This window comes from Bradyrhizobium sp. B124, assembly GCF_038967635.1.
GTDB lineage: Bacteria > Pseudomonadota > Alphaproteobacteria > Rhizobiales > Xanthobacteraceae > Bradyrhizobium.
Genome location: NZ_CP152413.1, coordinates 8,744,564 through 8,769,370 on the forward strand (window position 1 = coordinate 8,744,564; position 24,807 = coordinate 8,769,370).

The 24,807-nt window shown below is 65.5% G+C and carries 15 protein-coding genes; 7 read left to right on the forward strand and 8 right to left on the reverse strand.

The features are described 5' to 3' along the window. Positions 1 to 47: 47 nt before the first annotated feature. The gene (locus tag AAFG13_RS40825) at positions 48 to 1,670 is read right to left on the reverse strand and encodes an inorganic phosphate transporter (RefSeq protein WP_212311091.1); all 1,623 of its coding nucleotides are present in this window, start codon (positions 1,668 to 1,670) and stop codon (positions 48 to 50) included. 593 nt (positions 1,671 to 2,263) lie between these two features. Then, positions 2,264 to 3,697, reverse strand: coding sequence for a UdgX family uracil-DNA binding protein (locus AAFG13_RS40830; RefSeq protein ID WP_342710507.1), 1,434 nt, complete (start codon positions 3,695 to 3,697; stop codon positions 2,264 to 2,266). 254 nt (positions 3,698 to 3,951) lie between these two features. Between AAFG13_RS40830 and AAFG13_RS40835 the strand changes: the two genes are divergently transcribed. From AAFG13_RS40835 to AAFG13_RS40845, 3 genes are all read left to right on the forward strand, one after another. Continuing rightward, entirely contained in the window at positions 3,952 to 4,746 is a 795-nt protein-coding gene (locus AAFG13_RS40835) for a DNA repair protein (protein ID WP_342710508.1), read from the forward strand. A 139-nt stretch (positions 4,747 to 4,885) separates the two neighbouring features. Then, the gene (locus AAFG13_RS40840; protein ID WP_342713508.1) at positions 4,886 to 6,424 is read left to right on the forward strand and encodes a DNA polymerase Y family protein; all 1,539 of its coding nucleotides are present in this window, start codon (positions 4,886 to 4,888) and stop codon (positions 6,422 to 6,424) included. Between the two features lie 70 nt (positions 6,425 to 6,494). Further along, positions 6,495 to 9,977: an error-prone DNA polymerase gene (locus tag AAFG13_RS40845; protein ID WP_342713509.1), complete on the forward strand. Its 3,483-nt coding sequence runs from the start codon at positions 6,495 to 6,497 to the stop codon at positions 9,975 to 9,977. A gap of 181 nt (positions 9,978 to 10,158) precedes the next feature. On the opposite strand, the gene AAFG13_RS40850 is transcribed toward AAFG13_RS40845, so the two are convergent. Both AAFG13_RS40850 and AAFG13_RS40855 read right to left on the reverse strand, forming a co-directional pair. Continuing rightward, positions 10,159 to 10,929, reverse strand: a complete 771-nt coding sequence (locus tag AAFG13_RS40850; protein ID WP_212311088.1) for an SDR family oxidoreductase — start codon at positions 10,927 to 10,929, stop codon at positions 10,159 to 10,161. Between the two features lie 951 nt (positions 10,930 to 11,880). Continuing rightward, the gene (locus AAFG13_RS40855) at positions 11,881 to 12,168 is read right to left on the reverse strand and encodes a hypothetical protein (protein ID WP_050626238.1); all 288 of its coding nucleotides are present in this window, start codon (positions 12,166 to 12,168) and stop codon (positions 11,881 to 11,883) included. 143 nt (positions 12,169 to 12,311) lie between these two features. On the opposite strand from AAFG13_RS40855, the gene AAFG13_RS40860 reads away from it, so the two are divergent. The 3 genes from AAFG13_RS40860 to AAFG13_RS40870 all read left to right on the forward strand — a co-directional run bounded on the left by AAFG13_RS40860 (position 12,312) and on the right by AAFG13_RS40870 (position 18,381). Then, entirely contained in the window at positions 12,312 to 13,733 is a 1,422-nt protein-coding gene (locus tag AAFG13_RS40860) for a CoA transferase (protein WP_342710509.1), read from the forward strand. A 151-nt stretch (positions 13,734 to 13,884) separates the two neighbouring features. Beyond that, positions 13,885 to 15,132 carry an efflux RND transporter periplasmic adaptor subunit gene (locus AAFG13_RS40865; RefSeq protein WP_212311086.1) on the forward strand — a complete coding sequence of 416 codons (1,248 nt, stop codon included), beginning with the start codon at positions 13,885 to 13,887 and terminating at the stop codon, positions 15,130 to 15,132. 114 nt (positions 15,133 to 15,246) lie between these two features. Next, positions 15,247 to 18,381 carry a CusA/CzcA family heavy metal efflux RND transporter gene (locus tag AAFG13_RS40870; RefSeq protein ID WP_342710510.1) on the forward strand — a complete coding sequence of 1,045 codons (3,135 nt, stop codon included), beginning with the start codon at positions 15,247 to 15,249 and terminating at the stop codon, positions 18,379 to 18,381. Here the strand turns inward: AAFG13_RS40870 and AAFG13_RS40875 are convergent. Together AAFG13_RS40875 and AAFG13_RS40880 are read right to left on the reverse strand one after the other, a co-directional pair. Continuing rightward, positions 18,374 to 19,342, reverse strand: coding sequence for an amidohydrolase family protein (locus AAFG13_RS40875; protein WP_342710511.1), 969 nt, complete (start codon positions 19,340 to 19,342; stop codon positions 18,374 to 18,376). The two genes, AAFG13_RS40870 and AAFG13_RS40875, sit on opposite strands and share 8 nt — an antisense overlap. Before the next feature lie 137 nt (positions 19,343 to 19,479). Then, positions 19,480 to 20,898 (reverse strand): TolC family outer membrane protein, encoded by a 1,419-nt coding sequence (locus AAFG13_RS40880; protein ID WP_342710512.1) that lies wholly within the window; start codon positions 20,896 to 20,898, stop codon positions 19,480 to 19,482. 241 nt (positions 20,899 to 21,139) lie between these two features. On the opposite strand from AAFG13_RS40880, the gene AAFG13_RS40885 reads away from it, so the two are divergent. Next, positions 21,140 to 23,002, forward strand: coding sequence for an acetyl-CoA hydrolase/transferase C-terminal domain-containing protein (locus AAFG13_RS40885; protein WP_212311082.1), 1,863 nt, complete (start codon positions 21,140 to 21,142; stop codon positions 23,000 to 23,002). Here AAFG13_RS40885 and AAFG13_RS40890 read toward each other — a convergent pair. Further along, entirely contained in the window at positions 22,999 to 23,778 is a 780-nt protein-coding gene (locus AAFG13_RS40890; RefSeq protein WP_342710513.1) for an enoyl-CoA hydratase, read from the reverse strand. The genes AAFG13_RS40885 and AAFG13_RS40890 overlap by 4 nt on opposite strands. A 124-nt stretch (positions 23,779 to 23,902) precedes the next feature. Then, positions 23,903 to 24,583, reverse strand: coding sequence for a hypothetical protein (locus AAFG13_RS40895; RefSeq protein ID WP_342710514.1), 681 nt, complete (start codon positions 24,581 to 24,583; stop codon positions 23,903 to 23,905). Positions 24,584 to 24,807: the final 224 nt, after the last annotated feature.

A 24,807-nucleotide genomic window follows, 5' to 3' on the forward strand; every position in this document is an offset into this window, starting at 1 on the left:
CGTGCGGGCCTTCGTCCGGTGCGATGCCGCGCCGAAAGCGTGTCGCATCAGAACACGTGGTAGAACACGTAGTACAGACAGCCCGAGATGATCATCGCGGCCGGCAGGGTCAGCACCCAGGCCATCGCGATGTTGCGGATCGTCGCCCATTGCAGACCGGAGCCGTTGGCGGCCATGGTGCCGGCGATGCCTGACGACAGCACGTGCGTGGTCGAGACCGGCAGGCCGTAGCCGTCGGCCGCCGCGATCGTCGCGGCTGCCGTGATCTCGGCGCAGGCGCCCTGCGCGTAGGTCAGGTGGGTCTTGCCGATCTTCTCGCCGACGGTGACGACGATCCGCTTCCAGCCGACCATGGTGCCGAGGCCGAGTGCGATGGCGACGGCGAACTTCACCCAGCTCGGGATGAACTTGGTCGCGGCATCGAGCGAGCCCTTGTACTCGTTCAGCGTGGCGACGTCGGCGGCTGTCAGCTCGGCTTCCTTGTCCTTCATCAGGAAGCGAATCGCCTCGGACGCCAGGTACATGTCGTTACGGGTGTTGCCGACCGCGTCAGCCGGGAACTTGGCCAGCGAGCCATACTGGGCGACTTGCTGTCCAATGTCGCGCACCAGCACCGCCAGCGACGGATAGGTGCCTTCGTTGATCTGGTGCTGCGCGACGTAGTTGGTCACGGCCGGGCGCGGATTGCCGATCACGTTGTAACCGGCGGCCTTGCCTTCGATGACCTTGCTGGCCGAGGTGGAATGCGCGGCGAACTGCTCGATCTGGCTCGCGGGCAGGGCGCGGTTCAGCGCGTAGGCGGTCGGCACGGTGCCGATCAGGATCAGCATGATCAGGCCCATGCCCTTCTGGCCGTCGTTCGAGCCGTGGAAGAAGCTGACCAGCGTGCAGGTAAGGATCAGGATGCCGCGGATCCACCACGGCGGCGGCTGGTTGCCGACCGGCTCGCCGAACAGCGCCGGTGTCGCACGCGCCAGCACGATCTTGAGGATGTAGAGCAGGCCGGCGGCGAGCGCGAAACCGAACAGCGGCGACAGCAGCAGCGCCTTGGCGATGTTGGTCGCCTGCGACCAGTCAACACCGGAGGTGCCGTCGCGGCCGCGCAGCAGCGCGTTGGTGATGCCGACGCCCATGATCGAACCGATCAGGGTGTGCGAGCTCGAGGCCGGCAGGCCGAGCCACCAGGTGCCGAGATTCCAGATGATGGCGGCGATCAAGAGCGCGAACACCATCGCAAAGCCGGCGCTGGAGCCGACCTGCAGGATCAGTTCGACCGGCAGCAGCGACACGATGCCGAACGCGACGGCGCCGCTCGAGAGCAGCACGCCGAACAGGTTGAACATGCCCGACCAGACCACGGCGATATGCGCCGGCAGCGAGCGGGTGTAGATCACGGTGGCGACCGCGTTGGCGGTGTCGTGGAAGCCGTTGACGAATTCGAAGCCGAGCGCGATCAGCAGCGCGACGAACAGCATGATGTAGGGCAGGAACGACGTGACGCGCGTGCCGGTGGCGTCGACGTCGGCATAGATGCTGTAGGCAACGAACAGCAGCGCGGCTGCGACCACGCCCAAATAAATGATCCCCGTCATGGGGTGGAAGCCCTTGTCGAGGTCCGGACCCTTTTTCAGGGCGGGCTCGATCGAGCCGGGTAACGCCATATCGCTCATGGTAAACTCCTGTCCCAATGCCTCCGATTTTGATCGATGCATATGACAGGCAATTGAAATCCGCCCCGCGAAATGAACCGGCCACCCATAACGGTGGACATCCCGCCGAATTGTTGTGCAACGCATTGAAGGTCCACGGGCCTTCGTGGCCTCGTGGCAATCTTCAGCAACAGACGATCACCGATCGCGCAATGATCGTGACTGAAGTCACTGTCCGGGTTTCGCGGAGCGAGACATGCGGAAGGCGAGGGCGCCGGCAGCGAGACGTCGGGCCCGCGAAGCCACGCCACCGGGAATCAAGGTCACTGGAAATCCCGGCAACCAGGAATTCAAATAACCAGAAATCCGGCGCGTGCCGCGAGCAGGTGACTGAGGAGGGGAGGATTGCGAGATGAGGTGGCGCGCCGCACGATTGGGGCTAGCAAACCGCGCAGCGCGCCCGCCTCAGGTACGTCATGGCGTGAACATGACGCCCGATACCTATGGAACATGTCACAGTATCACGGATCAATTAAAGGTTGTAGGTATTTGTCGGCGTCCAGAGACAATTTCACGTTGAAGTGTGGTCCCTGGTTCCGCCGGATTGGCGCAACTCAGGCCGCGCGGGTCGCGTTGCGCAACTGATCTGCGGCAATTTTCAGGTCGTCAATAAAGCGCTGATATTCCAGCGCTTTGGCTTTCTCGTCTGGCAGCCGCAACAGGTAGGACGGATGTACGGTGACGAGCACCTTGGTTCCGTCGTGATCGATCAGGCGGCCGCGGTTCTTGTTGATCGGGGTGATTTTGCCGAGCACGCTCTGCGCTGCGGTGGCGCCGAGCGCCACCACGAGTTCCGGCCTGATGGCGTCAAGCTCGCGCGCGTACCACTGACGGCAGGCGCGGATCTCCTGTGTGCCCGGCTTCTGGTGCAGCCGAATCTTGCCGCGCGGCACGAATTTGAAGTGCTTCACCGCGTTGGTGATGTAGACCTTGGCGCGCGCGATGCCGGCGTCCTCAAGCGCGCGATCGAGCATCTGCCCGGCCGGTCCGACAAAGGGATGGCCTGCGAGATCTTCCTTGTCGCCGGGCTGCTCGCCGACCAGCATCAGCGTCGCGCTTTGCGGCCCTTCGCCGAACACGGTCTGGGTTGCGTCCTTCCACAGCGGACAGGCGCGACAATCGGCGACCTCTTTGCGCAAGGCAGCGATCGTGTCGTGAACTTGCATGTCGTGAGTTTGCTTGCGGGCCATCGGCTCATCCTGCGGCTTCCGCGGCTCGGCCGCCTTGCGTGCGATGAAGGGGCCGCTGGTCATGCGCATGGCGTCTTCGATCAGCGGCTTAATGATCGAGTCCTCGGGCAGGTTCCTCCAATAGGCCTGCGGCATCTCCATCACTTTCAGCCGCGCGGGATTGAAGAGGCCGTTGTCGTGACGCCGCCAGACCTCCTCGAGCCGATCCTCGCTCGGCACCTCGGATTTGGCGACGCCCGGCGAGATCGAGATCGCGTGCCCGTCCCAATGCGCGCAGACGTCGGGGGTCAGGATCGACCACGGCATGTCGGCGAAGCGGCCGGCGAAGAAAGGTGCGGCGAACTCGACGATGCGATGCTCCGGCTCGAACCAGGCGACGTAATGCGCCGTCCGTTCGCGGCCGATCTCGCGGAAACGGAGCTGCGCGTGCATCCTGTCGATGTCGCCATAGACCGCGCGCGCCATCGCGTGGACCTCGGCTACCTCGGGATCATCAGTCGCGCTGAGCAGATCGTGATGGCTGCGCAGCCGCCACAGCAGGCGATAGAGCAGGGCGAAGCGCTCGTCATTGCGATGCAGGATCGCGGTCTTTGCGAGCTCGACGAAAATGGCGGGGACATTGAACTGCGCCTGTGGTGCATCGGGCAAGTCATTCACGCAGGAGGCTGACGAGGGTTCGTCGTCCTTGCGTACGGTCCACGTGACCTCCGCAGGATTCACGCCATTCAGCGCCAATCGCCGCGCGGCCTTGCGCCAGCCCTCGAAGTCGGTGTCGTTGTCGAGCACGATGATACGCATGCGATTGCTCCGTTTCCGTCACGCCGCCATTTTCGGGCCTGCGTGCCTGACTTGCGGAAGAGAAGGGCCCATCCGGTTCGGCGGCTGCTGAATCTCATTGATTCCATTCATGAATCGATGAGCTCACCAATCCGATTGACTCCGCGGGCCCTGTTAGCTTTATATTAGAACATATCATGAACAAATGGGCCAGTCCCTGGTTCTCTGTTCAGGTCAGTGACGGCCTCAAATTTTCAGGTGGAAGGAGCGGCGCAATGAACGGCGCACGCACGGGTACGCTTGCGTCTCTGCGCGGCAGCATCGCGCGCATCGAGGCGCCATCGGAGGCAGTGATGCCGAACCGCATCGCGCTTGGACACACGAGCGCAGACGCGATGCTGCGCGGCGGGCTTGCGCCGGCCGCGCTGCACGAGGTGTTCGCGGCCGGCCATCAAGGCGGCGCGGCGACCGGCTTCATCGCCGGGCTCGCCGGACGGGTGTCAGCGCGCAAGCCGCTGGTCTGGGTGCGGCAGGATTTTTCCGATCGCGAAAACGGCGCGCTGTCGATGCGCGGGCTGGCCGAGCTCGGCCTCGATCCGCGCCTCTTGGTCACCGTGCGTGCCGCCGATGTCGACAGCGGCCTGCGCACCGCGGCCGACGCGCTCGCCTGCGATGCGCTCGGCGCGGTTGTCCTCGAGATCTGGGGCCATGCGCGCCAGCTCGATCTCGTCGCCAGCCGCAAACTGACCCTGGCCGCGCAAGCCTCCGGCGTCACCGCGCTGGTGCTGCGGATCGCGGCGACTCCGATCCCCTCGACCGCGGAGACGCGCTGGATCGTGCGCGCGGCGCATTCGCCGCCCGGCAATGCTGCCTGCGCCTGGGGCGCGCCGCGCTTCGATGCCGAACTCGTGCGCAACCGTCATGGCCCGGTCGGGCGATGGATCATGGAATGGAAATGTGATGAGTGCCAATTCAGTGAACCGTCGGCGTATCCTCAGCCTGTGGCTGCCACGCCTGCCCATCGACCGCATCAAGCGCAAGCTCGCGCAGGACATCGCCTCGCAAGCTGACGCGCATGCCGTTGTGCCAACCGACACACGGGCGGTGGTCGGGCTCCCTCTCCCGCTTGCGGGGGAGGGTTGGGGTGGGGGTCTCGCCACGAGTCCCGCTGAGGGGAGAGCCCCCACCCGGATCGCATCTCGCGATGCGATCCGGCCTCCCCCGCAAGCGGGAGAGGCGAAGAAAGAACTTCGGTTCTCACGAGAACTCCCCAGTGTCGTGGTCGCAAAGGACCACAACGCGATCCTGCTGCACGCGATCGACGAGGCGGCGGTGCGGGCCGGGTTGTCGATCGGGCTGCCGCTCGCCAATGCGCGGGCGATCTGCCCGGAGCTTACGGTCTACGACGCCGATCCCGCCGCCGATCTGAAGACGCTGAACGACATCGCCGACTGGTGCGACCGCTTCACGCCGCTGGTCGCGCTCGATCCGCCTTACGGGCTGTTCCTTGACATCACCGGCTGCGCGCATCTGTTCGGCGGCGAGCGCGCGCTGCTGCAGATCGTCATCAATGCGCTGAGCCGGCGCGGCTTTGCCGTCAGTGCGGTGATTGCCGGCACCTCGATCGCGGCGCGCACGCTGACGCGCTATGCCTCGGGGCAGGTCATCGCCGATGGCGCGGAGGCGGAGGCGGTCGGCCCGCTGCCGGTGTCGGCGCTCGGCGCCGATGCCACTGTCACCACCGGCCTGCGCCGCGCCGGCCTGAAGACCATCGGCGATGTCGCCTCGCGCGCGCCGCATGAGATCTCGGCGCGGTTCGGCGCTGATTTCACGACCCTGCTCGGCCACGCGCTCGGGCGGGGCGATGCCCCGATCAGCCCGCGCAAGCCGCTGCCCGATTACATCGTCGAGAAACGTTTCCCCGAGCCGATCGCGACCGACACCGTGATCGCGCTGACGCTCTCAAGCCTCGCCAAGACGCTGGTTGCGGCGATGGAGAAGCAGGGCAAGGGCGCGCGGCAGCTGGAAGCGAGCTTCTTCCGTACCGACGGCGCGGTGCGTGCGATCATGGTCGAGACCGGGCGGCCGGTGACGCGGCCCGAGATGATCGACCGCCTGTTCCGCGAGCGGCTCGATGCGCTCAATGATCCGCTCGACCCCGGCTTCGGCTTCGATCTCATCCGCCTCGCAGCCGGGCGTACCGAGATCGTGGTGCAGCAGCAGCGCGATCTCGACACGTCAGTGCACGACAATGACGAGATCTCGGCGCTGATCGACCGCATCGCCGCCCGTATCGGGGGCAAGCGCGTCGTCGTGCATCTGCCGCTCGAGAGCCATATCCCCGAACGATCAGCGCTCGCGCTGCCGGCGCAGCATCATCTGGCCGCGGCGAGCGCGGCCGCCTGGCCGGAGCGCGTCGTCGGCGAGCCGCCGCTGCGGCCGCTCAGGCTGTTCGAGCGGCCCGAGCCGATCAAGGTGCCGTTCGCGAGTGTGCCGGACGGTCCGCCGCACCAGTTCACCTGGCGGCGCGCCTTGCATGCGGTGGTGCGGGTCGAGGGCCCCGAGCGCATCGCGATGGAATGGTGGAAGCAGGACGGCGCGGCGCTGACGCGCGATTACTTCCGCGTCGAGGATGCCGAGGGCCAGCGCTTCTGGATCTTTCGCGACGGCCTCTACGAGAGCGAGCTGCGCGACGAGGAAGGCAAGCCGGTCCCGGCCAACTGGTATGTGCACGGGCTGTTCGCATGAATATGCAGAGCGTTTTCGAGCGAAGTGGGAGCCGGTTCGCGTGAAGAAAACGCGTCAAAACAAGAATCTGATGCCCGACTATGCCGAGATCGGCATCACCAGCAATTTCTCCTTCCTGCGCGGCGGCTCCGATCCGCGCGCCTATGTGCATCAGGCGAGCGAACTCGGGATTCCCGTGATCGGGCTCGCCGATCACAACACGCTGGCCGGCGTGGTGCGCGCCTGGAAGGAGCTCGACAGCGACAAGGTCGCCCATCCGCCCAAGCTTCTGATCGGCGCCCGCATCGTCTTCGTCGACGGCACGCCCGACATCCTGGTCTATCCGCGCGACCGCGCCGCCTACGGCCGGCTGTGCCAGCTCTTGACCCGCGGCAAGCGCGGCGGCGGCATCGAACGGATCGAGAAGGGCGACTGCCGTCTCGCCCTGTCCGATCTCGTCGACTTCGCCGAAGGCCAGCTCTTGGTGCTGGCGCTGCCGCACCGTTTCGAGGCGGAAAAAGCGCTTGATCTGCTCGCGCAGCTCAAGGCCAGCGCGGCCGACGGTGTCTGGCTGGCGGCAAGCCTGCTCTATCGCGGCGACGACAGGCGCCGCCTCGCGCGGCTGCATGGCCTCGCCACTGACGCCGGCGTGCCGCTGCTCGCCACCAACGAGGTGCTCTACCACCATCCCGCGCGCCGTCCGCTGCAGGATGTGCTGACCTGCATCCGCGAAAAGACCACGATCGAGGCTGTCGGCCGCAGGCTCGAGGCCAATGCCGAGCGGCATCTCAAGCCGGCGCATGAGATGATCAGGCTGTTCCGCGACTGGCCTGCCGCGATCGCGGAGACCATGCGCTTTGCGAAACGCATCTCGTTCTCGCTCGACCAGCTCAAATACCAGTATCCCGACGAGCCGGTGCCGCCGGGCAAGACCGCGCAGCAGCATCTGGAAGACCTGACCTGGGCCGGCGTCGACAAATATTTCGGCGGCGAGATCGACGGAAAACTTCGCGCCACCCTGAACAAGGAGCTCGCGCTGATCGCCGAGCTGAAATACGCGCATTACTTCCTCACCGTGCATGACATCGTGCACTATGCGCGCAGCCAGAACATCCTGTGCCAGGGGCGGGGCTCGGCGGCGAATTCGGCGGTCTGTTACGTGCTCGGTGTCACCTCGGTCGATCCGACCAAGGTCGATCTGCTGTTCGAGCGCTTCATCTCCAAGGAGCGGCTGGAGCCGCCCGACATCGATGTCGATTTCGAGCATTCGCGGCGCGAGGAGGTGATGCAATATGTCTATCGCCGCTACGGTCGCCACCGCGCCGCGATCATCGCCACCATCATCCATTATCGACCGCGCAGCGCGATCCGCGACGTCGGCAAGGCGCTCGGGCTGACCGAGGACGTCACCGCGGCGCTCGCCGACACCGTGTGGGGCAGCTGGGGCAAGGGCCTCAACGACATGCAGGTGCGCCAGGCCGGGCTGGACCCGAAGAACGCGATGATCAACCTCGCGGTCGAGCTCGCCACCGAGCTGATCGAATTTCCGCGCCATCTCTCGCAGCATGTCGGCGGCTATGTGCTGACCCAGGACCGGCTCGACACCTATGTGCCGATCGGCAATGCCGCGATGGACGACCGCACCTTCATCGAATGGGACAAGGACGACGTCGACGCGCTTCATATGATGAAGGTCGACGTGCTGGCGCTGGGCATGCTGACCTGCATCCGCAAATGCTTCGACCTGATCGATGACCACAAGGGCGAGCGCTGGGAGCTCGCCAGCGTCCCGCAGGACGAAAAAGAAGTCTACGACATGCTGTGCCGCGGCGAGTCGCTCGGCGTGTTCCAGGTCGAGAGCCGCGCCCAGATGAACATGCTGCCGCGCTTGAGGCCGCGGACGTTCTACGATCTCGTCATCGAGGTCGCGATCGTGCGCCCCGGTCCGATCCAGGGCGACATGGTGCATCCTTATCTGAGGCGGCGAAACGGCCAGGAAAAGGTCAGCTATCCAGCGCCGGCGCCGGACCAGGGTAACAAGGACGAACTCTACAACGTGCTGCACAAGACGCTCGGCGTGCCGCTGTTCCAGGAGCAGGCGATGCGGATCGCGATCGAGGCGGCACATTTCACCTCGGAAGAGGCGAATGGTCTGCGCCGCTCGATGGCGACCTTCCGCAACCTCGGCACCATCGGCAGCTATGAGGAGAAGCTGGTCGGCAACATGGTCGCGCGCGGCTACGATCCGGATTTCGCCCGCAGCTGCTTCGACCAGATCAAGGGCTTTGGCAGTTACGGCTTCCCGGAAAGCCATGCCGCGAGCTTCGCGCAGCTCGTCTACATCTCCTCATGGCTGAAGCATCATCATCCCGATGCGTTCTGCTGCGGCCTGCTCAACTCGCAGCCGATGGGCTTCTATGCCCCGGCGCAGATCGTCGGCGACGCCCGCAAGAACGGCGTCACGGTGCGCGAGGTCGATGTCTCCTTCAGCTTTGCGCAGAACACGCTGGAGGAGCGCGACGGGAAGCATTGCGCAGTGCGGCTCGGCTTCCGCCAGATCGACGGATTTCACTGGCTGGATGAGGACGAGGAGAGGCTGAAGCAGTTACAATCGTCATTCCGGGATGCGCCGTCAGGTGCAGGCCCGGAATCCATTTCTCAGCATAGACGTGGCCCGATGGATTCCGGGCTCTCGCGGAGTCTGTCATCGGGCCGCGCTTTGCGCGGACCCGTTGGCGAGCCCCGGAATGACGGGGAGAAAGACTGGGCCGACCGCATCGTCGCCGCGCGCAACCGCCGGCCGTTCACCTCGCTGGAGGACTTCGCCCGCGACACCGCTCTCCCCAAGCGCGCGCTGATCCTGCTCGCCGACGCCGATGCGTTCCGCTCGCTCGGGCTCGACCGCCGCGAGGCGCTGTGGGCGGTGCGGCGGCTGCCCGACGATGTGCCGCTGCCGCTGTTCGAGGCCGCTACCGCGCGCGAGCAGCCGGATGAGGGCGCAAAACCGCTGCCGGAGATGCCGCGTCCCGAGCAGGTGGTCGCCGACTACCAGACCATCCGCCTGTCGCTGAAGGGCCATCCGATGGAATTCTTGCGCGAGATGTTCACCAGAGAGCGCGTCGTCGCCTGCCACACCATCAACCGCAGCAACGACCGCCGCCGGGTCAGTTGTGCCGGCGTCGTGCTGGTGCGGCAGCGGCCGGGCAGCGCCAAGGGCGTCGTGTTCATGACGCTGGAGGACGAGACCGGCATCGCCAACATCGTGGTGTGGCCGAAGGTAATGGAGCAGTATCGGAAAGAGGTGATGGGTGCGCGCCTGATCCTGGTCGAGGGCTACATCCAGAGCAGCCCCGAGGGCGTGACGCATCTGGTGGCGCAACGCATGACCGACCGCTCCCACGATCTGATCGGCCTCGCCAACGAATCCCTCAGCAGCAAGCATCCGGTGCCGGCGGGCCCGGCGCTGATCGAGCCGCTCAACGACATCAGCCGCGATCACGGCGACAACCCGCCGCAAAGGATCCGCCACCCCCGCAACGTCCGCATCCTGCCGCCGTCACGGGATTTCCATTAGTCATCGCGCGATGACGGTGGCTGTTGAGCCCGCTATCTCCCCAACGTCGTCCTGGCGAAAGCCAGGACCCATAACCACCGAACTTTGTTGTTGCAGGGATTGTAGCCCCAGCGTCGCCCAACAACGACAGTTGGGGTAATGGGTCCTGGCTTTCGCCAGGACGACGGTGAAGTTGTGCCTCTTAAAAATTCACCCGGTTCGAGATCGCGCCGTCGACGACGAGGTTCGAGCCGGTCGTGAACGAGGAGGCCGGGCTCGCCAAAAACACCGCGGCGTTGGCGATCTCCTGCGGTGTCGCCATGCGGCCGGTCGGGTTGCGGGCCAGCGCGTCCTGATAAATCTTCGGCGTGTTCTGCTCCACCATGTTCCAGATGCCGCCCTTGAAATACACGGTGCCCGGCGACACCACGTTGACGCGGATTTTCTTCGCCGCGTATTGCCGCGCCAGTCCCTTCGCCATGTGCACCAGCGCCGCCTTGATCGGACCGTAGGAGCCGGCGCGATCCGCTTGCGCTGCCGAGATCGACGAGATGATGATGAAGGCCGCGTCGCCGGTTGTCTCGCCGCTCGTTTCGAGGAACGGACGCGCCGCCTCGAACGCGTTCACCGCGCCGAGCACGTCGAGCCGGAAATTCTGCTCCCACGACGCCGGATCGCCGCCTTGCGCCATCGCGCCCGCATTGGAGAACATCATGTCGATGCTGCCCAATTCGGTTGCGACACCGGCAATCCACGATGTCAGCGCCGCGGCGTCGGTGATATCGACGGCCGCGCCGGTGACACGCACGCCGGCAGCCTTCAACTCGGCAACGCTGGAAGCAACCTGCTCGGCATTGCGCGCACAGACCGCGACGCCGACGCCCTCACCGGCCAGCGTCGCCGCAATGGCCCGCCCGATGCCGCGCGTGCCGCCGAGCACGATGGCGTTTCGTCCCTTCAAACCCAGATCCATTCGGATGTCCTTTCTGATGCGCGCGGACTGTAGCGACCCACGCAGCATTGCGCGACCTCGATATTCCCTCGCGTCACGCGATTTTCATTGTAGCCAAGCGCATACGGCAAGGTCGTCGGCGCCATCGGCGTCAGCGGCGGTTCGGGCTCGCAGGACTATGTGATCTCGCTCGCCGGCCTGGCCGCGTTGAAGTAGGGCGCATGACGCGATGCTTCTGCCGGGCTTCGGTCCGGCGGAAACTCTCGCGAATTTTGTTCGGCTTTTCAGAATTTAACTTGACGCCGGACCCAACTCAGATGTTCAATGCGTCCGTCTCGCCCGGCACGAGGGGCGCTTCGCGGTCGTCACGAACGCGGGTCGAGATGCGGTGGACGCCGATTGCGCAACTGACGAGTGCGGATGAAGCGGACGGTGAAGTCGTGTGGTCCTGACGCCCTAGCGGTAGGTGTCTTTTCGCATTGCGCGATGCGCGTTGTGAAGACGGTGACAAACAAGCCCAGTCTCGCCGGGGAGAGCACGAAGTAAGCCGTAAGCCATCGCGCAGGGAAAGCCGGATTGCTCCGGTTACACCTGTGGTCCTACCCCCGTGCTTTCTACTTTTGCACGGGGCCCATGGGTGCGATCGGCACCCGGCTTTCCCTGCGCCCTCTTCTCAAGGAGAGGGCGGCACACGAAGCAAACCTCGGGCGGATCGCGCCGCGAGAGTGCTCATCCGCGACTTACGTGCGAATGCTTACACGAAGCTTACAACCGGCTCAAATTCGGTGTCGTCCCGGGCAAGCGAAGCGCGACCCGGGACCCATAACCACAAATGTTGATTGTCTCGAGACGCTGGGGCCACAGCGTCGTGTAACGATGATCACCTGTGGTTATGGGTCCCTGCTTTCGCAGGGACGACGGTTGAACGTGGTCCTGCATTCGCAAGCGGATGATTTCTTCGGCAGCTGCCTGCTATTCCACCGCGGCCCCCACCGGCGGGCCGCCCGGTGGGCGGTGCAGGAAGGTGATCGACGCATAGGCGCCGACCCACGAGCCGGCCGCTGCGAAGGCGACGTAGAGCCAGTTCTCGGTGTAGCTGATCACCGCATAGGAGGAGAGCACGTACCAGACGCTGCTCCAGGTCGCGGCCGGCACGCGCTTGCGCGCGACGACTGCCGAGGTGAACATGACGTAGACCGCGTCGGTCGCCGCGGTCGCGAGGAAGACGCCGCCGGCGGTGAGGGGATCAATGGCAGCCATTGCAACTCCTGTTCGGGTCGGGCAGAGCTAAGGCCTGGTCCGGGAAAGTGTGATCTGTCCAAATAGGGTATGACGGTTGGGGACCGGGCATTGCCATTTTGTCATCATGCTCGGGCATAGAATAATCGCAAACAGGAATGCGCATGCAGGACATCCGTGAAATCCTTTCCGATGTCTGGACCGGCACCGGTGGCGCGCCGTCCGCGCTCGACGCGGTCGCCCTGACCGGCAGCGAGCCGCAATTGCCGTCGTCGTTTCGGGTCGCCGCGGCGGCGCAGGTACCGATTGCCGCGGCGGGCCTTGCGGCGGCCGAGATCTGGAAAACGCGCAGCGGCGAGCCGCAGGGCGTCGCGGTCGACATGCGCCATGCCGTCGTCGAATGTCGCAGCGAGCGATATCTGCGGGTCGACGACAAGCCGCCGCCGCCGGCCTGGGACAAGATCGCGGGCGTCTACCGTGTCCGCGACAACCGCTTCGTCCGCCTGCACACCAATTTCCTGCATCACCGCGACGCCGTCTGCAAGGTGCTCGGCTGCAGCGCCGAGCGCGACGATGTCCAGGCCGCGCTGCTGCAATGGGACGGCGAGGCGTTCGAGACCGCGGCCTATGCGGCCGGCGGCGTCGTCGCCTTGATGCGCTCATATGACGAGTGGTCAGCGACGCCGCACGCAAGAGAACTTGCAAGACTGCCGCTGATCTCGATCGAGAAGATCGGCGAGGCCGCGCCAAAGCCGTGGCCCGCGGGGAAGCGGCCGCTGGCCGGCATCCGGGTGCTCGATCTGTCGCGCGTGATCGCCGGCCCCGTCGCCGGCCGCACGCTCGCCGCGCATGGCGCCGACGTGCTGCTGATCTCCGGTCCCGATCTGCCTGATATCCCCTGGCTCACCATCGACACCGGCCGCGGCAAGCTGACGAGCTTTCTCGAACTGCGCAGTGAGGAGGGGCGGGCCGTGATGCGCGGTCTCGTCGCGCAGGCCGATATTGTCTCGCAGGGCTATCGTCCGCAGGCGATTGCGCGGCTCGGCTTCTCGCCGGAGGAGGCGGCCCGCATCAATCCCGGGATCGTCTATGTGACGCTCTCGGCCTATGGCCATGCCGGTCCATGGGCGGAGCGGCGTGGCTTCGACTCGCTGGTGCAGACCACGACCGGCTTCAATCACGCCGAGGGGCAGGCCGCCGGCGTCGACGGACCGAAGGAATTGCCGGCCCAGATGCTCGACCACGCCACCGGATACTTCATGGCGTTCGGCGCCATGATGGCCAGGGCACGCCAGGCGCGCGAGGGCGGCAGCTGGCACGTCCGCCTGTCGCTGGCGCAAACCGGGCGCTGGCTGTGGAATCTCGGCCGGCTCGAAGGAGGTCTTGCCACCGAGGACCTGAAGGCGGATGCGGCGCAGCCCTTCATCGAGCGGCTTCCGTCCGGCTTTGGCACGCTGAGTTCGGTCCGGCACGCCGCGATCCTGTCGCGCACCCCGGCCCATTGGTCCCGCCCGGCGATGCCGCTCGGCAGCCATCCTGCTGAGTTTCCCGCCCCAGGGTTTGCTGCCCCGGAGTTTCCCGGATGAGACATTCAGTCGCCATTCAGGCAATCCGAACTTTAACCACGCGCACCGCCGAAGAGCGATTTTTAGGTTGTTTGAAACGCCAATTCGGCACTATTAGCGCACCGCTGGGGTTGTCCCGCCGGAAGCTGCAACGATCGACCCCGCGGACCGCATGCTGAAAGAGTTTATCAAGCGAATGCAGAGCTTTAGCCGCCCGCGCCTGCTCGTGGCCACGGCGGTGCTGGTGGTCGCCTGCGCGGGCGCCTATGGCTACACGCGGTTCGGCTCGGACAAGCAGGCACCGTCGGAAGTCTCCAGCCAGTCCCGCAAGGGCGGCACGCGCTATGCGCCATCGCCAGCCGAGTGGGCCAGCCTGACCTTCCAGACCGTGGCCGAGCACACCTTCCGCTCCGAACTGGTGACCGAGGGCAAGATCGGGATCGACGAGGACCGCTCCACCCCGGTCTACTCGCCCTATACCGGGCGGGTCACCCGCCTCCTGGTGCGGCCGGGCGATACCGTGGTGAAGGGGCAGCCGCTGTTCGTGATCGAAGCGGCCGACACCGTGCAGGCGCAGAACGACTACGTCGCCGCGACGACCGGCCTCAACAAGGCCCAGTCGGCGCTCGACCTGGCGCAGATCCAGGAGAAGCGCGCCAAGGACCTGTCCGAGGGCAAGGCAATCCCGCTGAAGGATTATCAGACCGCGCAGGCGGCGCTGGTGCAGGCGCAGAATGATGCGCGCTCGGCGCAGACGCTGCTGGAAGCCGCGCAGAACAAGCTGCACATCCTCGGTTTCGGCGACGAAGCCATCACGACATTGCAGCAGAAGGGCCGCCTCAATCCGGAGACGACGGTGTTCGCGCCGATCGGCGGCACCGTGGTCCAGCGCAAGGCCGGTCCCGGCCAGTATGTCTCGACCGGCGCCAGCGACCCGGTCTATGTGATCGGCGATCTCTCGACGGTCTGGCTGATCGCCTTTGTCCGCGAATCCGACGCCGACAATGTCGCAGTCGGGCAGGACCTCAGCTTCAGCGTGATGGCGCTGCCCGGCAAGGTGCTGAACGCCCGGGTCAACTATGTCGCCGCGGCGATCGACGCGACCTCGCGCCGGCTCCTGGTACGCGCCACCATCGACAACGCCGACAATCGGCTGAAGCCCGAGATGTTCGCCAATGTGACGCTGTATTCGAAGGGCGACCACCCGGCGGTCGGCGTGCCGAAACAGGCGCTGATCTACGAGGGCGATCAGGTTCGCGTCTGGATCGCGAAGGCCGACGACAAGACCATCGAGCTGCGCCAGATCAAGCCCGGCCTCATCAATGGCGACCTCGTCGAGGTCGCCGGCAATCTCAAGCCGGGCGAGCAGATCGTGACGAAGGGAAGCCTCTTCATCGACCGCGCCGCATCAGGTACCTAGCAGCATGATCCGGAAAAGTGGGAACCGGCTTTCCCTCGCGACAAACGCGGAACGCATTTGCGCGGAGACCATGCTCACCAAGAAAAATCCTCTCCGTTGAAAGTGCCGATCTGAATGGATCGCCTCGTCGCCCTTGCCGTCAATCGCCGCTACTTGATGGTGGCCATGTTCGTCGTCGTCATCATCGGCGGCCTGTTTGCGTTCAAGCAGCTCAACATCGAGGCCTATCCCGATCCGACCCCGCCGATGGTCGACATCGTGACGCAGAGCCCGGGCCTCTCGGCCGAGGAGATCGAGCGCTATATCACGATCCCGATCGAGACCCAGGTCGCCGGCATCAAGAACCTCAAGACCATCCGCACTATCTCGCTGTACGGCCTCTCCGACGTCAAGCTGCAGTTCTCCTTCGACTACACCTATGACGAGGCGCTGCAGCAGGTGCTCAATCGGCTGTCGCAGCTCGCGCCGCTGCCCGGCAACGTGCAGCCCGGCATCTCCCCGACCAGCCCGATCGGCGAAATCTTCCGCTACCGGCTGAAGGGACCGCCGAACTACAGCGTGCTCGACCTCAAGACGCTGCAGGACTGGGTGCTGCAACGCCGCTTCCGCGCGGTGCCCGGCGTGATCGACGTCACCGGCTGGGGCGGCAAGACCAAGACCTACGAGATCCAGGTCGACTTCAACAAGCTGGTCGCCAATGGCCTGACGTTGCCGCAGGTGCTGCAGGCGGTTTCCAACGCCAACATCAATGTCGGCGGCAACACCGTGAACATCGGCTCGCAATCGGCGGTGGTGCGCGGCGTCGGCCTGATCCGCTCGATCGACGATCTGGCCAACACCATGATCTCGCAATCAGGCGGCAATCCGGTGCTGGTCAGGGACGTCGGCACTGTGACGATCGGCGAGAAGCCGCGGCTCGGCATCGCTGGCATCGACAATGACGACGACATCGTGCAGGGCATCGTGCTGATGCGCCGCGGCGAGCAGAGCTCGCCGACCATTGCCCGCGTCGAGCAACTGGTCAACCAGATCAACAATTCCTCGATCCTGCCGCCGGGCGTCAAGATCGAGCGCATCTACGACCGCAAGGATCTGATCGAGCTCACCACCCACACCGTGCTGCACAACATGGTGGTCGGCATCCTGCTGATCGTGCTGTTGCAGTGGATCTTCCTCGGCGATCTCCGCAGCGCGCTGATCGTCGGCGCGACGATCCCGTTCGCGTTGTTCTTCGCCATGATCATCCTGGTGCTGCGCGGCGAATCCGCCAATTTGCTCTCGGTCGGCGCGATCGATTTCGGCCTGATCGTCGACGCCACCGTGATCATGGTGGAGGCGATCTTCCGTCGGCTGTCGCAGACCACGGCACTGTCGGAAGCCGAGCGCGAGCACATCTCCGACGACACGGTGATGGGGATGAAGAGCCATGCGATCCTGTCGGCGGCGGCCGACGTCTCGCGCTCGATCTTCTTCGCCGCGACCATCATCGTCGCCGCGTTCCTGCCGCTGTTCACGCTGGGCGGCGTGGAGGGCAACATCTTCGGGCCGATGGCGCGAACCTATGCCTATGCGTTGGCGGGCGGATTGCTGGCGACGTTTACGATCACGCCGGCGCTGAGCGCGCTCATCCTGCCGGCGCATATCCACGAGACCGAAACCTGGATCGTCAAGAAGCTCGATGCGATCTACCTGCCGGCGCTGAACTGGGCGATCGCCAACCGCAAGATCGTGATGGCCGGTGCGGCCGGCCTCGTGGTCATGACGATCATCTTCGTGCGGTTCCTCGGCCTCGAATTCCTGCCCAAGCTGGAAGAGGGCAATCTGTGGATCCGCGCCACGCTGCCGCCGACGATCTCGCTGCAGGAAGGCAACGCCTATGTCAACGAGATGCGGAAGCTGATCAGCAGCCGTCCCGAGGTGGTGTCGGTGGTGTCGCAGCACGGCCGCCCCGACGATGGCACCGACGCCGCCGGATTCTTCAATGCCGAATTCTTCGCGCCGTTGAAGCCGGCCGGCGAATGGCCGGGCACGCATGACAAGGACGTCCTCACCGCGCAATTGCTCGCGCAGTTGCAGGACAAGTTCCCCGGCGTCGAATTCAACTTCTCGCAATACCTGCAGGACAACGTGTCGGAGGCGGTGTCCGGCGTGAAGGGCGAGAACTCGATCAAGCTCTATGGCAACGATTTGCAGGCGCTGACCGACACCGCCAACAAGATCAAATCGGTGCTGTCGACCGTGCAGGGCGTCACCGACCTCGCAGTGTTCACCTCGCTCGGCCAGCCGACCGTCCAGATCGACGTCGACCGGGTGCGGGCGGCGCGCTACGGCCTGTCGCCTGGCGACATCAACGCCACGATCAAGGTCGCCGTCGGCGGCGACACCGCGGGCGATCTCTATGAACCCGGCAGCGACCGGCACTTCCCGATCATTGTCCGCCTTGCGCCGGAATATCGCAAGAGCGCGGAGGCGATCCAGAACCTGCGGATCGGTGCAACGAATCCGAATGGCGGGGTCACGCAGATCCCCCTGAGCGAGGTCGCCTCGATCAAGCTGATTTCGGGTGCGGCCTACATCTATCGCGAGCAGCAGGAGCGCTATCTGCCGATCAAGTTCTCGGTGCGTGACCGCGACCTCGGCAGCGCGATTCTGGAGGCGCAGCAGAAGGTCAACGAGCAGGTCCAGTTGCCGCCCGGCTCGCGTATCGAATGGGTGGGCGAGTTCGGCAATTTGCAGGACGCGATCAAGCGGCTGTCGATCGTGGTGCCGATCAGCCTCGTGCTGATCGCGGTGCTGCTGTTCCTCAATTTCGGCTCGATGGTCGACACCATGCTCGCGATGAGCGTGATCCCGATGGCGATCTTCGGCGGTGTGCTCGGGCTGCTGATCTCGGGCATTCCGTTCAGCGTGTCGGCGGCGATCGGCTTCATCGCGCTGTTCGGCATCGCCGTGATGGACGGCATCATCATCCTGTCGCAGTTCAACCAGCTGATCGACGAGGGCTATGATCGGATGCGCGCGGTGATCCGTACCGGCGAACTGCAGCTTCGTCCGGTGTTGATGACCTGCGTCGTCGCCGGCATTGGCCTGTTGCCGGCGGCGGTGTCGGAGGGCATCGGCTCGCAGGTGCAGAAGCCGCTCGCCATCGTCGTCGTCACCGGCATGATGCTGGCGCCGTTGGTGATCCTGATCACGCTGCCGGTGCTGATCTCCTACTTCTCGCGCCGGCCGAAGGACAACGTCAGGTAAAGCCGTAGAGCCGCGCCGGATTGTCGACCAGGATGGTCTTGCGCACCGCGGCATCCGGCGCCCAGACCGGAAGCTGGTTGAGGAGGCGGCCGTCGTCGATCTGGTACAGCGGCGTGACGTCGGTGACCTTCTTGCCTAGGGGCGTCACCGAATCCGGGTGCGGCCAGTCGGTGCCCCAGACGATGCGCTCGGCATTGGCCGCGATCAGCGCCTGGGCCAGCGGCGCGGCGTCGGCATAGTCGGGCGCGAGCCTGGAGGCGCGGTAGGCGCCGGAAATCTTGACATACGCCTTGCCGGATTTGACCAGCGCGAGCAGGTCGTCAAATCCCGGCTGGCCCGTGCCGAGCGCGGCCTCGGCGCCGCCGAAATGGTCGAACACCACGGGCACAGGCGCTGCCGCGACCAGGTCCTTGATCGCCGAGATCATGGCGAGGCTGGTGAACAGCTGCACGTGCCAGCCGCGCGCCTTCATCCGCTCGATCGCGGCCGAGAAGCGCTGCCGGCCGACATTGGGATCGTTGACGCCGCCGGTCGCGAGGTTGAGGCGGATGCCGCGGAAGCCGGCCTTCTGCATGGCGTCGAGATCGCTCTCGCTGGTCTTGTCGTCGATCACGGCGACGCCGCGCGCCGTGGGACCGCGCGCCGTCATGCCGAACAGGGTCGACGAATTGTCGGGGCCGTAGACGCTCGGCGTCACGATCACCACGCGCTCGACATGCAGCGCCTTGTGCAGCGCGCTCATCTCCTCCGGCGAGGCCGGTTCCGGCGTGTAGACGCGGCCGGCGAAGAACGGGAATTTCGCAGGATCGCCATGGATGTGGGTGTGGCAGTCGCAGGCACCGGCAGGCACGTCGAAGTTCACTGGCGTGGATGGTTGCGATGCCTTGGAAAATGCGTTGCTGCTGGTCATGGTCACTCCCGTTGCGATGGAAGCCAGCATCATACTGCGTCGCGTCAGCATTGGACGTCTCCCTGCGTGCTCGGCTGTTATGCGCGCACTCCGCGCACCGGCATTGTTGATGGCCGGCAGGGCGGAGGTTATCGGCGGAGAGAGCGGGCGGAAAGGGCCGGTTCGCAGTGCGAACGGTTCCCCAAAGCCTATTGTCCCGACGGCGTGCGCAGGCCGTGCCAGGCGTCGCGCACCTGATGGTAGTGCACCTCGGGCAGATAGTCGGGCGTCTTGAGATTGAGCGTCTTGACGTCGAGGCGTCCTGTCGCGCTGAGCAGCGTATAGCAGGCGATCACGCGGTCGCGCTGCGCGCCGATCAGCCGGGCCCGCGCCGTGATCAGATCCTGCTGGGCGTTGAGCACGTCGACCGTGGTGCGCTGGCCGCCGGCGGCTTCCTTCTGCACGCCGGCGAGCGCAACCTCCGCGGCCTTCACCTCGGACTCAGAGGCCGACACCGCGATCTTGGCGCCCTCATTGGCGACCCAGGCGCTGACCACGGCGGTCTTGGCCTGGTTGCGGACCTGGTCCAGCACGAGGCGGCTCTGCGCCGCCACTTCCTTGGCCTGCCGGGTCTGCGAGGCCGCGGTGCCGCCGTCATAGATCGGCTGCGTGACCTGGCCGATCACTGAGGCCTGGTCGGTCCCGAAAGTACCCAGCGTGGGGTCGCTGTCGCGGCTGCGGCTGACGCTGCCTTGCAGGGTGACGTTCGGCATCAGGCTGCTCTCAGCGACGCGGATCGAAGTCGAGGCGACGTCGACGTCGAAGCCCGCGGCCATCACGGCCGGATGCTCGCGCACCGCAAGCGCGATCGAATCCTCGCGGCTGCGCGGCAGCAGCCGGTCGATGGTCTCGGCCGGACGCAATTGCGACGGCGCGCTGCCGACCACCTGCGCATAGGTCGCCTGGCTGATCGCGAAGTTGACCTCGGCGGCGTTGAGATCGGACAGGCCGCGGTTGAGCCGGGCCTCGGCCTGCGCGGTATCGGTCGGCGTGACGTCGCCGGCATTGAGACGGCGCTGGGTGATCGCCTGGGTCTCCTTCAGGAAGGCGACGTTGGCGCGCTGCGCCTCGACCAGGGTCTGGTTGGCCAGCACGTTGGTATAGGCGGTGACGGCGTCGAGCAGCACGCCCTGACCGACATTGCGCAGGGCCTCGCGGCCGGACTGCACTTGCAATTCGGCGACGCGGACGCTGTTGGCGGTCTTGAAGCCGTTGAACAGGGTCTGGGTCACGGTGACCCCGATCTGCCAGGGCTTCAGCGTCGCGCCCTGGATCACGTTGCCGGGCAACTGGTCGCGCACCGCCTGCAGGCCGAGCGAGAGGCCGGCGGTGATCTGGGGGCGGTAACCGGCCAGCGCCTGCGGGACATTCTCGTCGGTCGCGCGCTGACGTGCCCGCTCGGCATTGAGCTGCGGATTGGTCTGATATGCCTTGGCCATGGCTTCGGGCAGGCTCTCGGCGCGGGCCGCGGCGTCCGTCAGCAGCGCGCAGGCCAGCGCGCCAAGGCCGATGCCCGACAAAAGCACGCGCCTCGCTACGTCGCCAGCCCTCGCGGCACGCCCAACCATGTGATCCCGCAAACCAAAACCCGGCAGTCCGCTCTCGCCGATGCCGTCGACACATCTACCTGTTTACGGGCCGGCGCCGCCACAGGCAAACCGCCACACGACATCTGCACATCATTTCGGTTGTTGTCTGTTGCTGGTTCGTCACAGGCGAACGCAACTGTCATATGAAGTATAAGTTCAAACCGCCGGGCCGCCGATTCAGCGATGCCGGTCATCCCCTGCCTGCCCGAGTTCATCGCAGATGCCGAAATTCTTCTCTGATCCCGAGGCGATCGCGGAGCACATCGTTCGTGACGTCGGAACCGAACTTGTGGTGGGGCTGCCGCTCGGCCTCGGCAAGGCCAACCACATCGTCAACGCGCTGTACGCGCGGGCGGTCGCCGACCGCTCGATCAATCTGACGCTGTTCTCGGCGCTGACTCTGGAAAGGCCGAAGCCGAAGAGCCTGCTCGAGCAGCGCTTCATCGGCCCCGTGATCGATCGCCTGTTCGGCGGTTATCCGGATCTCGCCTATGCGGAGGCGCTGCATCGCGGCGCGCTTCCGCCCAACATCAAGGTGATCGAGTTCTTCTTCCTCGCCGGGCAATGGTTGCATCAGCCCTTCGCCCAGCAGCACTACATTTCCGCCAATTATACTCACGCAGCGTCATACCTGCTGTCGCGCGGACTGAATGTCGTGCCCCAACTCGTCGCCAAGCGCGTGGTCGACGGCGTGCCGCGCTACAGCCTGAGCTGCAACACCGACACGACCCTCGACGTGCTGCGCGCCCGCGCGCAGGGGCGGGCGTCATTCAAGCTGATCGGCCAGGTCAATTCCGAGCTGCCGTTCATGCCGGGGCCCGGCGATCTGCCGGCGGATGAATTCGATGCGGTGCTCGACAGTCCCGACACCGATTTCCCGCTGTTCGCGCCGCCGTCGGAGCCGATCAGCGACACCAAATATGCGATCGGATTGCATGCCGCGGGGTTGGTCCGTGACGGCGGCACGCTGCAGATCGGGATCGGGCAGGTCGGCGATGCGCTGGCGCAGGGGCTTGTGGTGCGTCACCGCGACAACGCCCAATTCCACGGCATCATGCAGCGCCTAGCGCCCGGTAGCGCACAGCTCGCGGCGACTGAGACCGGGCCGTTCGAGAAGGGCCTCTATGGCGTCAGCGAGATGCTGTTCGAGGCGTTCCTCGGGCTGATCGACGCCGGCATCCTCAAGCGCGACATTGGCGGCGTGATCCTGCACGGCGCATTCTTTCTGGGTCCGCAATCCTTCTATCGGGCGCTGCGCGAGATGACGCCCGAGCAGCTGGCGCGAATTCAGATGATGCCGGTGTCCTTCACCAACGAGATCTTCGGCGACGAGGACGGCAAGCGCCGCGCCCGCGTCGATGCGCGCTTCGTCAACAACGCGATGATGGCGACGCTGCTGGGCGCCGCGATCTCCGACGGGCTCGAGAACGGCCAGGTCGTGAGCGGCGTCGGCGGCCAGTACAATTTCGTGGCGCAGGCATTCGCGCTCGAGGGCGCGCGCTCGGTGCTGGCGCTGGAAGCCACCCATCAGTCCGGCAAGCAGACGCAGTCGAACATCCGCTGGTCCTACGGTCACGAGACCATTCCACGGCACCTGCGAGATGTCTTCATCACTGAATACGGCGTCGCCGACGTCCGGGGGAAGTCCGATGCCGATGTGATCGCCGCGATGTTGCAGGTGGCGGACTCGCGCTTCCAGGGCGAGTTGCTGCGGCAGGCCAAGGATGCCGGCAAGCTGCCGCGCAATCACGAAATCCCGGTCGCTCACCGCGAAAATTATCCCGAGCGCATCAGCACGGCGCTGAAGCCCGCGCGTGACGCAGGGCTGTTGCCGTCATTCCCGTTCGGCAGTGACTTCACCGACGTCGAGCAACGGCTGATTCCGGCCTTGCAGATCTTGCAGCAGGCGCAGCAGACCCCGCTGCAACTCGCCGGCCTGCTGTGGCAGGGGATGCGGCATCCGCCTGACGCCGCCGACCGCGAATGCCTCGCGCGGCTCGGTCTCGACAAGCCGACGCATTTCGCCGAGCGCGCCTATCGCGCGCTCGTGGCCGCGGCGTTGCAACGAAGCCGCGTGAACTAGCGGTTCTTGTTGACCGGCTTGCGCTTCTCGATGAAGGCCGCCATGCCCTCGGAGCGATCCTCGAGCGCGAAGGTCGAGTGAAACAGGTTGCGCTCGACATTCATGCCTTCAGAGAGCGGCGTCTCGAACGCGCGGTTGATGGCTTCCTTGGCCATCGCGGCGGCCGGACGCGACATCGAGGCGATCTTCTCGGCCGCGGCGAGCGCTTCTTCCAGCAGCTTGTCGGCCGGAACGATCCGCGACACGAGGCCCGAGCGTTCGGCTTCCGCCGCATCCATCATGCGTCCGGTGAGGCAGAGATCCATCGCCTTCGACTTGCCGATCGCGCGGGTCAGCCGCTGTGTGCCGCCGATACCCGGGATGGTGCCGAGGGTGATCTCCGGCTGGCCGAACTTGGCGTTGTCGGCGGCGATGATGATGTCGCACATCATCGCAAGCTCGCAGCCGCCGCCGAGCGCATAGCCCGCGATCGCGGCAATGGTCGGCTTGCGGCAACGGGCAACGCGGTCGCCGCCGATCGCGGTGAAGTCGCTGTTGAACATGTCGATGAAGCCCTTCGGCTGCATCTCCTTGATGTCGGCGCCGGCCGCGAAGGCCTTTTCGCTGCCCGTGATCAGGATGCAGCCGATCTTGTCGTCGGTCTCGAGATCGTCCACCGCCGCGGCGATCTCGCGGAATACGCCGAACGACAGCGCATTCAGCATTTTGGGCCGATTCAGCGTGATGACGCCGACCGGTCCCTTGCTTTCGACAATGATGAATTCGAACGTAGCCATGACGCAAACCCCGTGCCTGATTTGCGGCGCAATGTGCCCGCTGGCGGGATGCTCTTCAAGTGGCTGAAGCGAGGCTTTGGGCTGCGGTGCGGCGCACCGCGCCGCAAGCCGCGAGGACCTCCGCCTAGGCCATGAACATACGCGCTGCGGAGGCCACCGTGAGCAGGGCGCCGAAGCCGATGAAGATCTTCCCGATCAGCGAGGTCTGGTCCCAGTTCGCACTGTCGCTGCTCGCCAGAACCGGGGCCGGCTTGGGTGCCGGCACGGCGGCAGGCGGTGGCGTCGCGGGCGCTTCCTGCTGGGCGGTCTGCGGTTGAACCGGCTGCGGTTGTTCCACCGGCTGCTCCTGCTGCAGGGCCCGGTCGAGGTCGTTGAGCTGGTCGGATGCGACCACGCTGCCGTCGGGTTGCGCGTCGCCGGGCTTGTCGGAGGCGGCCATCACCGGATTGACGTTAGCGGGCGCGGTGCTCGCATTGCCGTCGCCGGACGTCAGCTCCGCATTGGCATTGGCGACCGTGGCGGGCATGCCCGCCGACGTAACGCTGCCGGCACCGTTCGTGGTCTTCTTGCTCTCGGATTTGTCGGCCGTCTTGTCAGCCGTCTTGGAAGACTGATGGCGCGCATGGCGCCGGCCATGCCGCGAACTCTGGTCCGCGGACTTGTCGGTCGTCGCACTGTCGGATTTCGCCGCGGCGGGATCCGAACCGGCCGCAAGCGCCGGCAACGGTCCGGCGATACACACGAAAAACCCTGTCAGCCCTGTCGCAACCATCAGGGCCAAGCGCCCGCTGGCTTTGATCTTCATTCTGATGATCTCCCCATTTCGCCCGTCCCGAACGCGAAATGAGACCCCGCTGCGTGTCTACACCGGGGCAAAAAAAGGGAATCTTCGGGCCTCAGAGGGCAAAAGCTGGGCAATATCATCCCAGTGGATCGTCGGCAGCAGCTGCACCGATGCGTGTCGGACCGATCGGTGTTATGAGCCCTTCCGTCTGCAAACCCGCCGGAGCGATTCTTTGAGGCTGATCC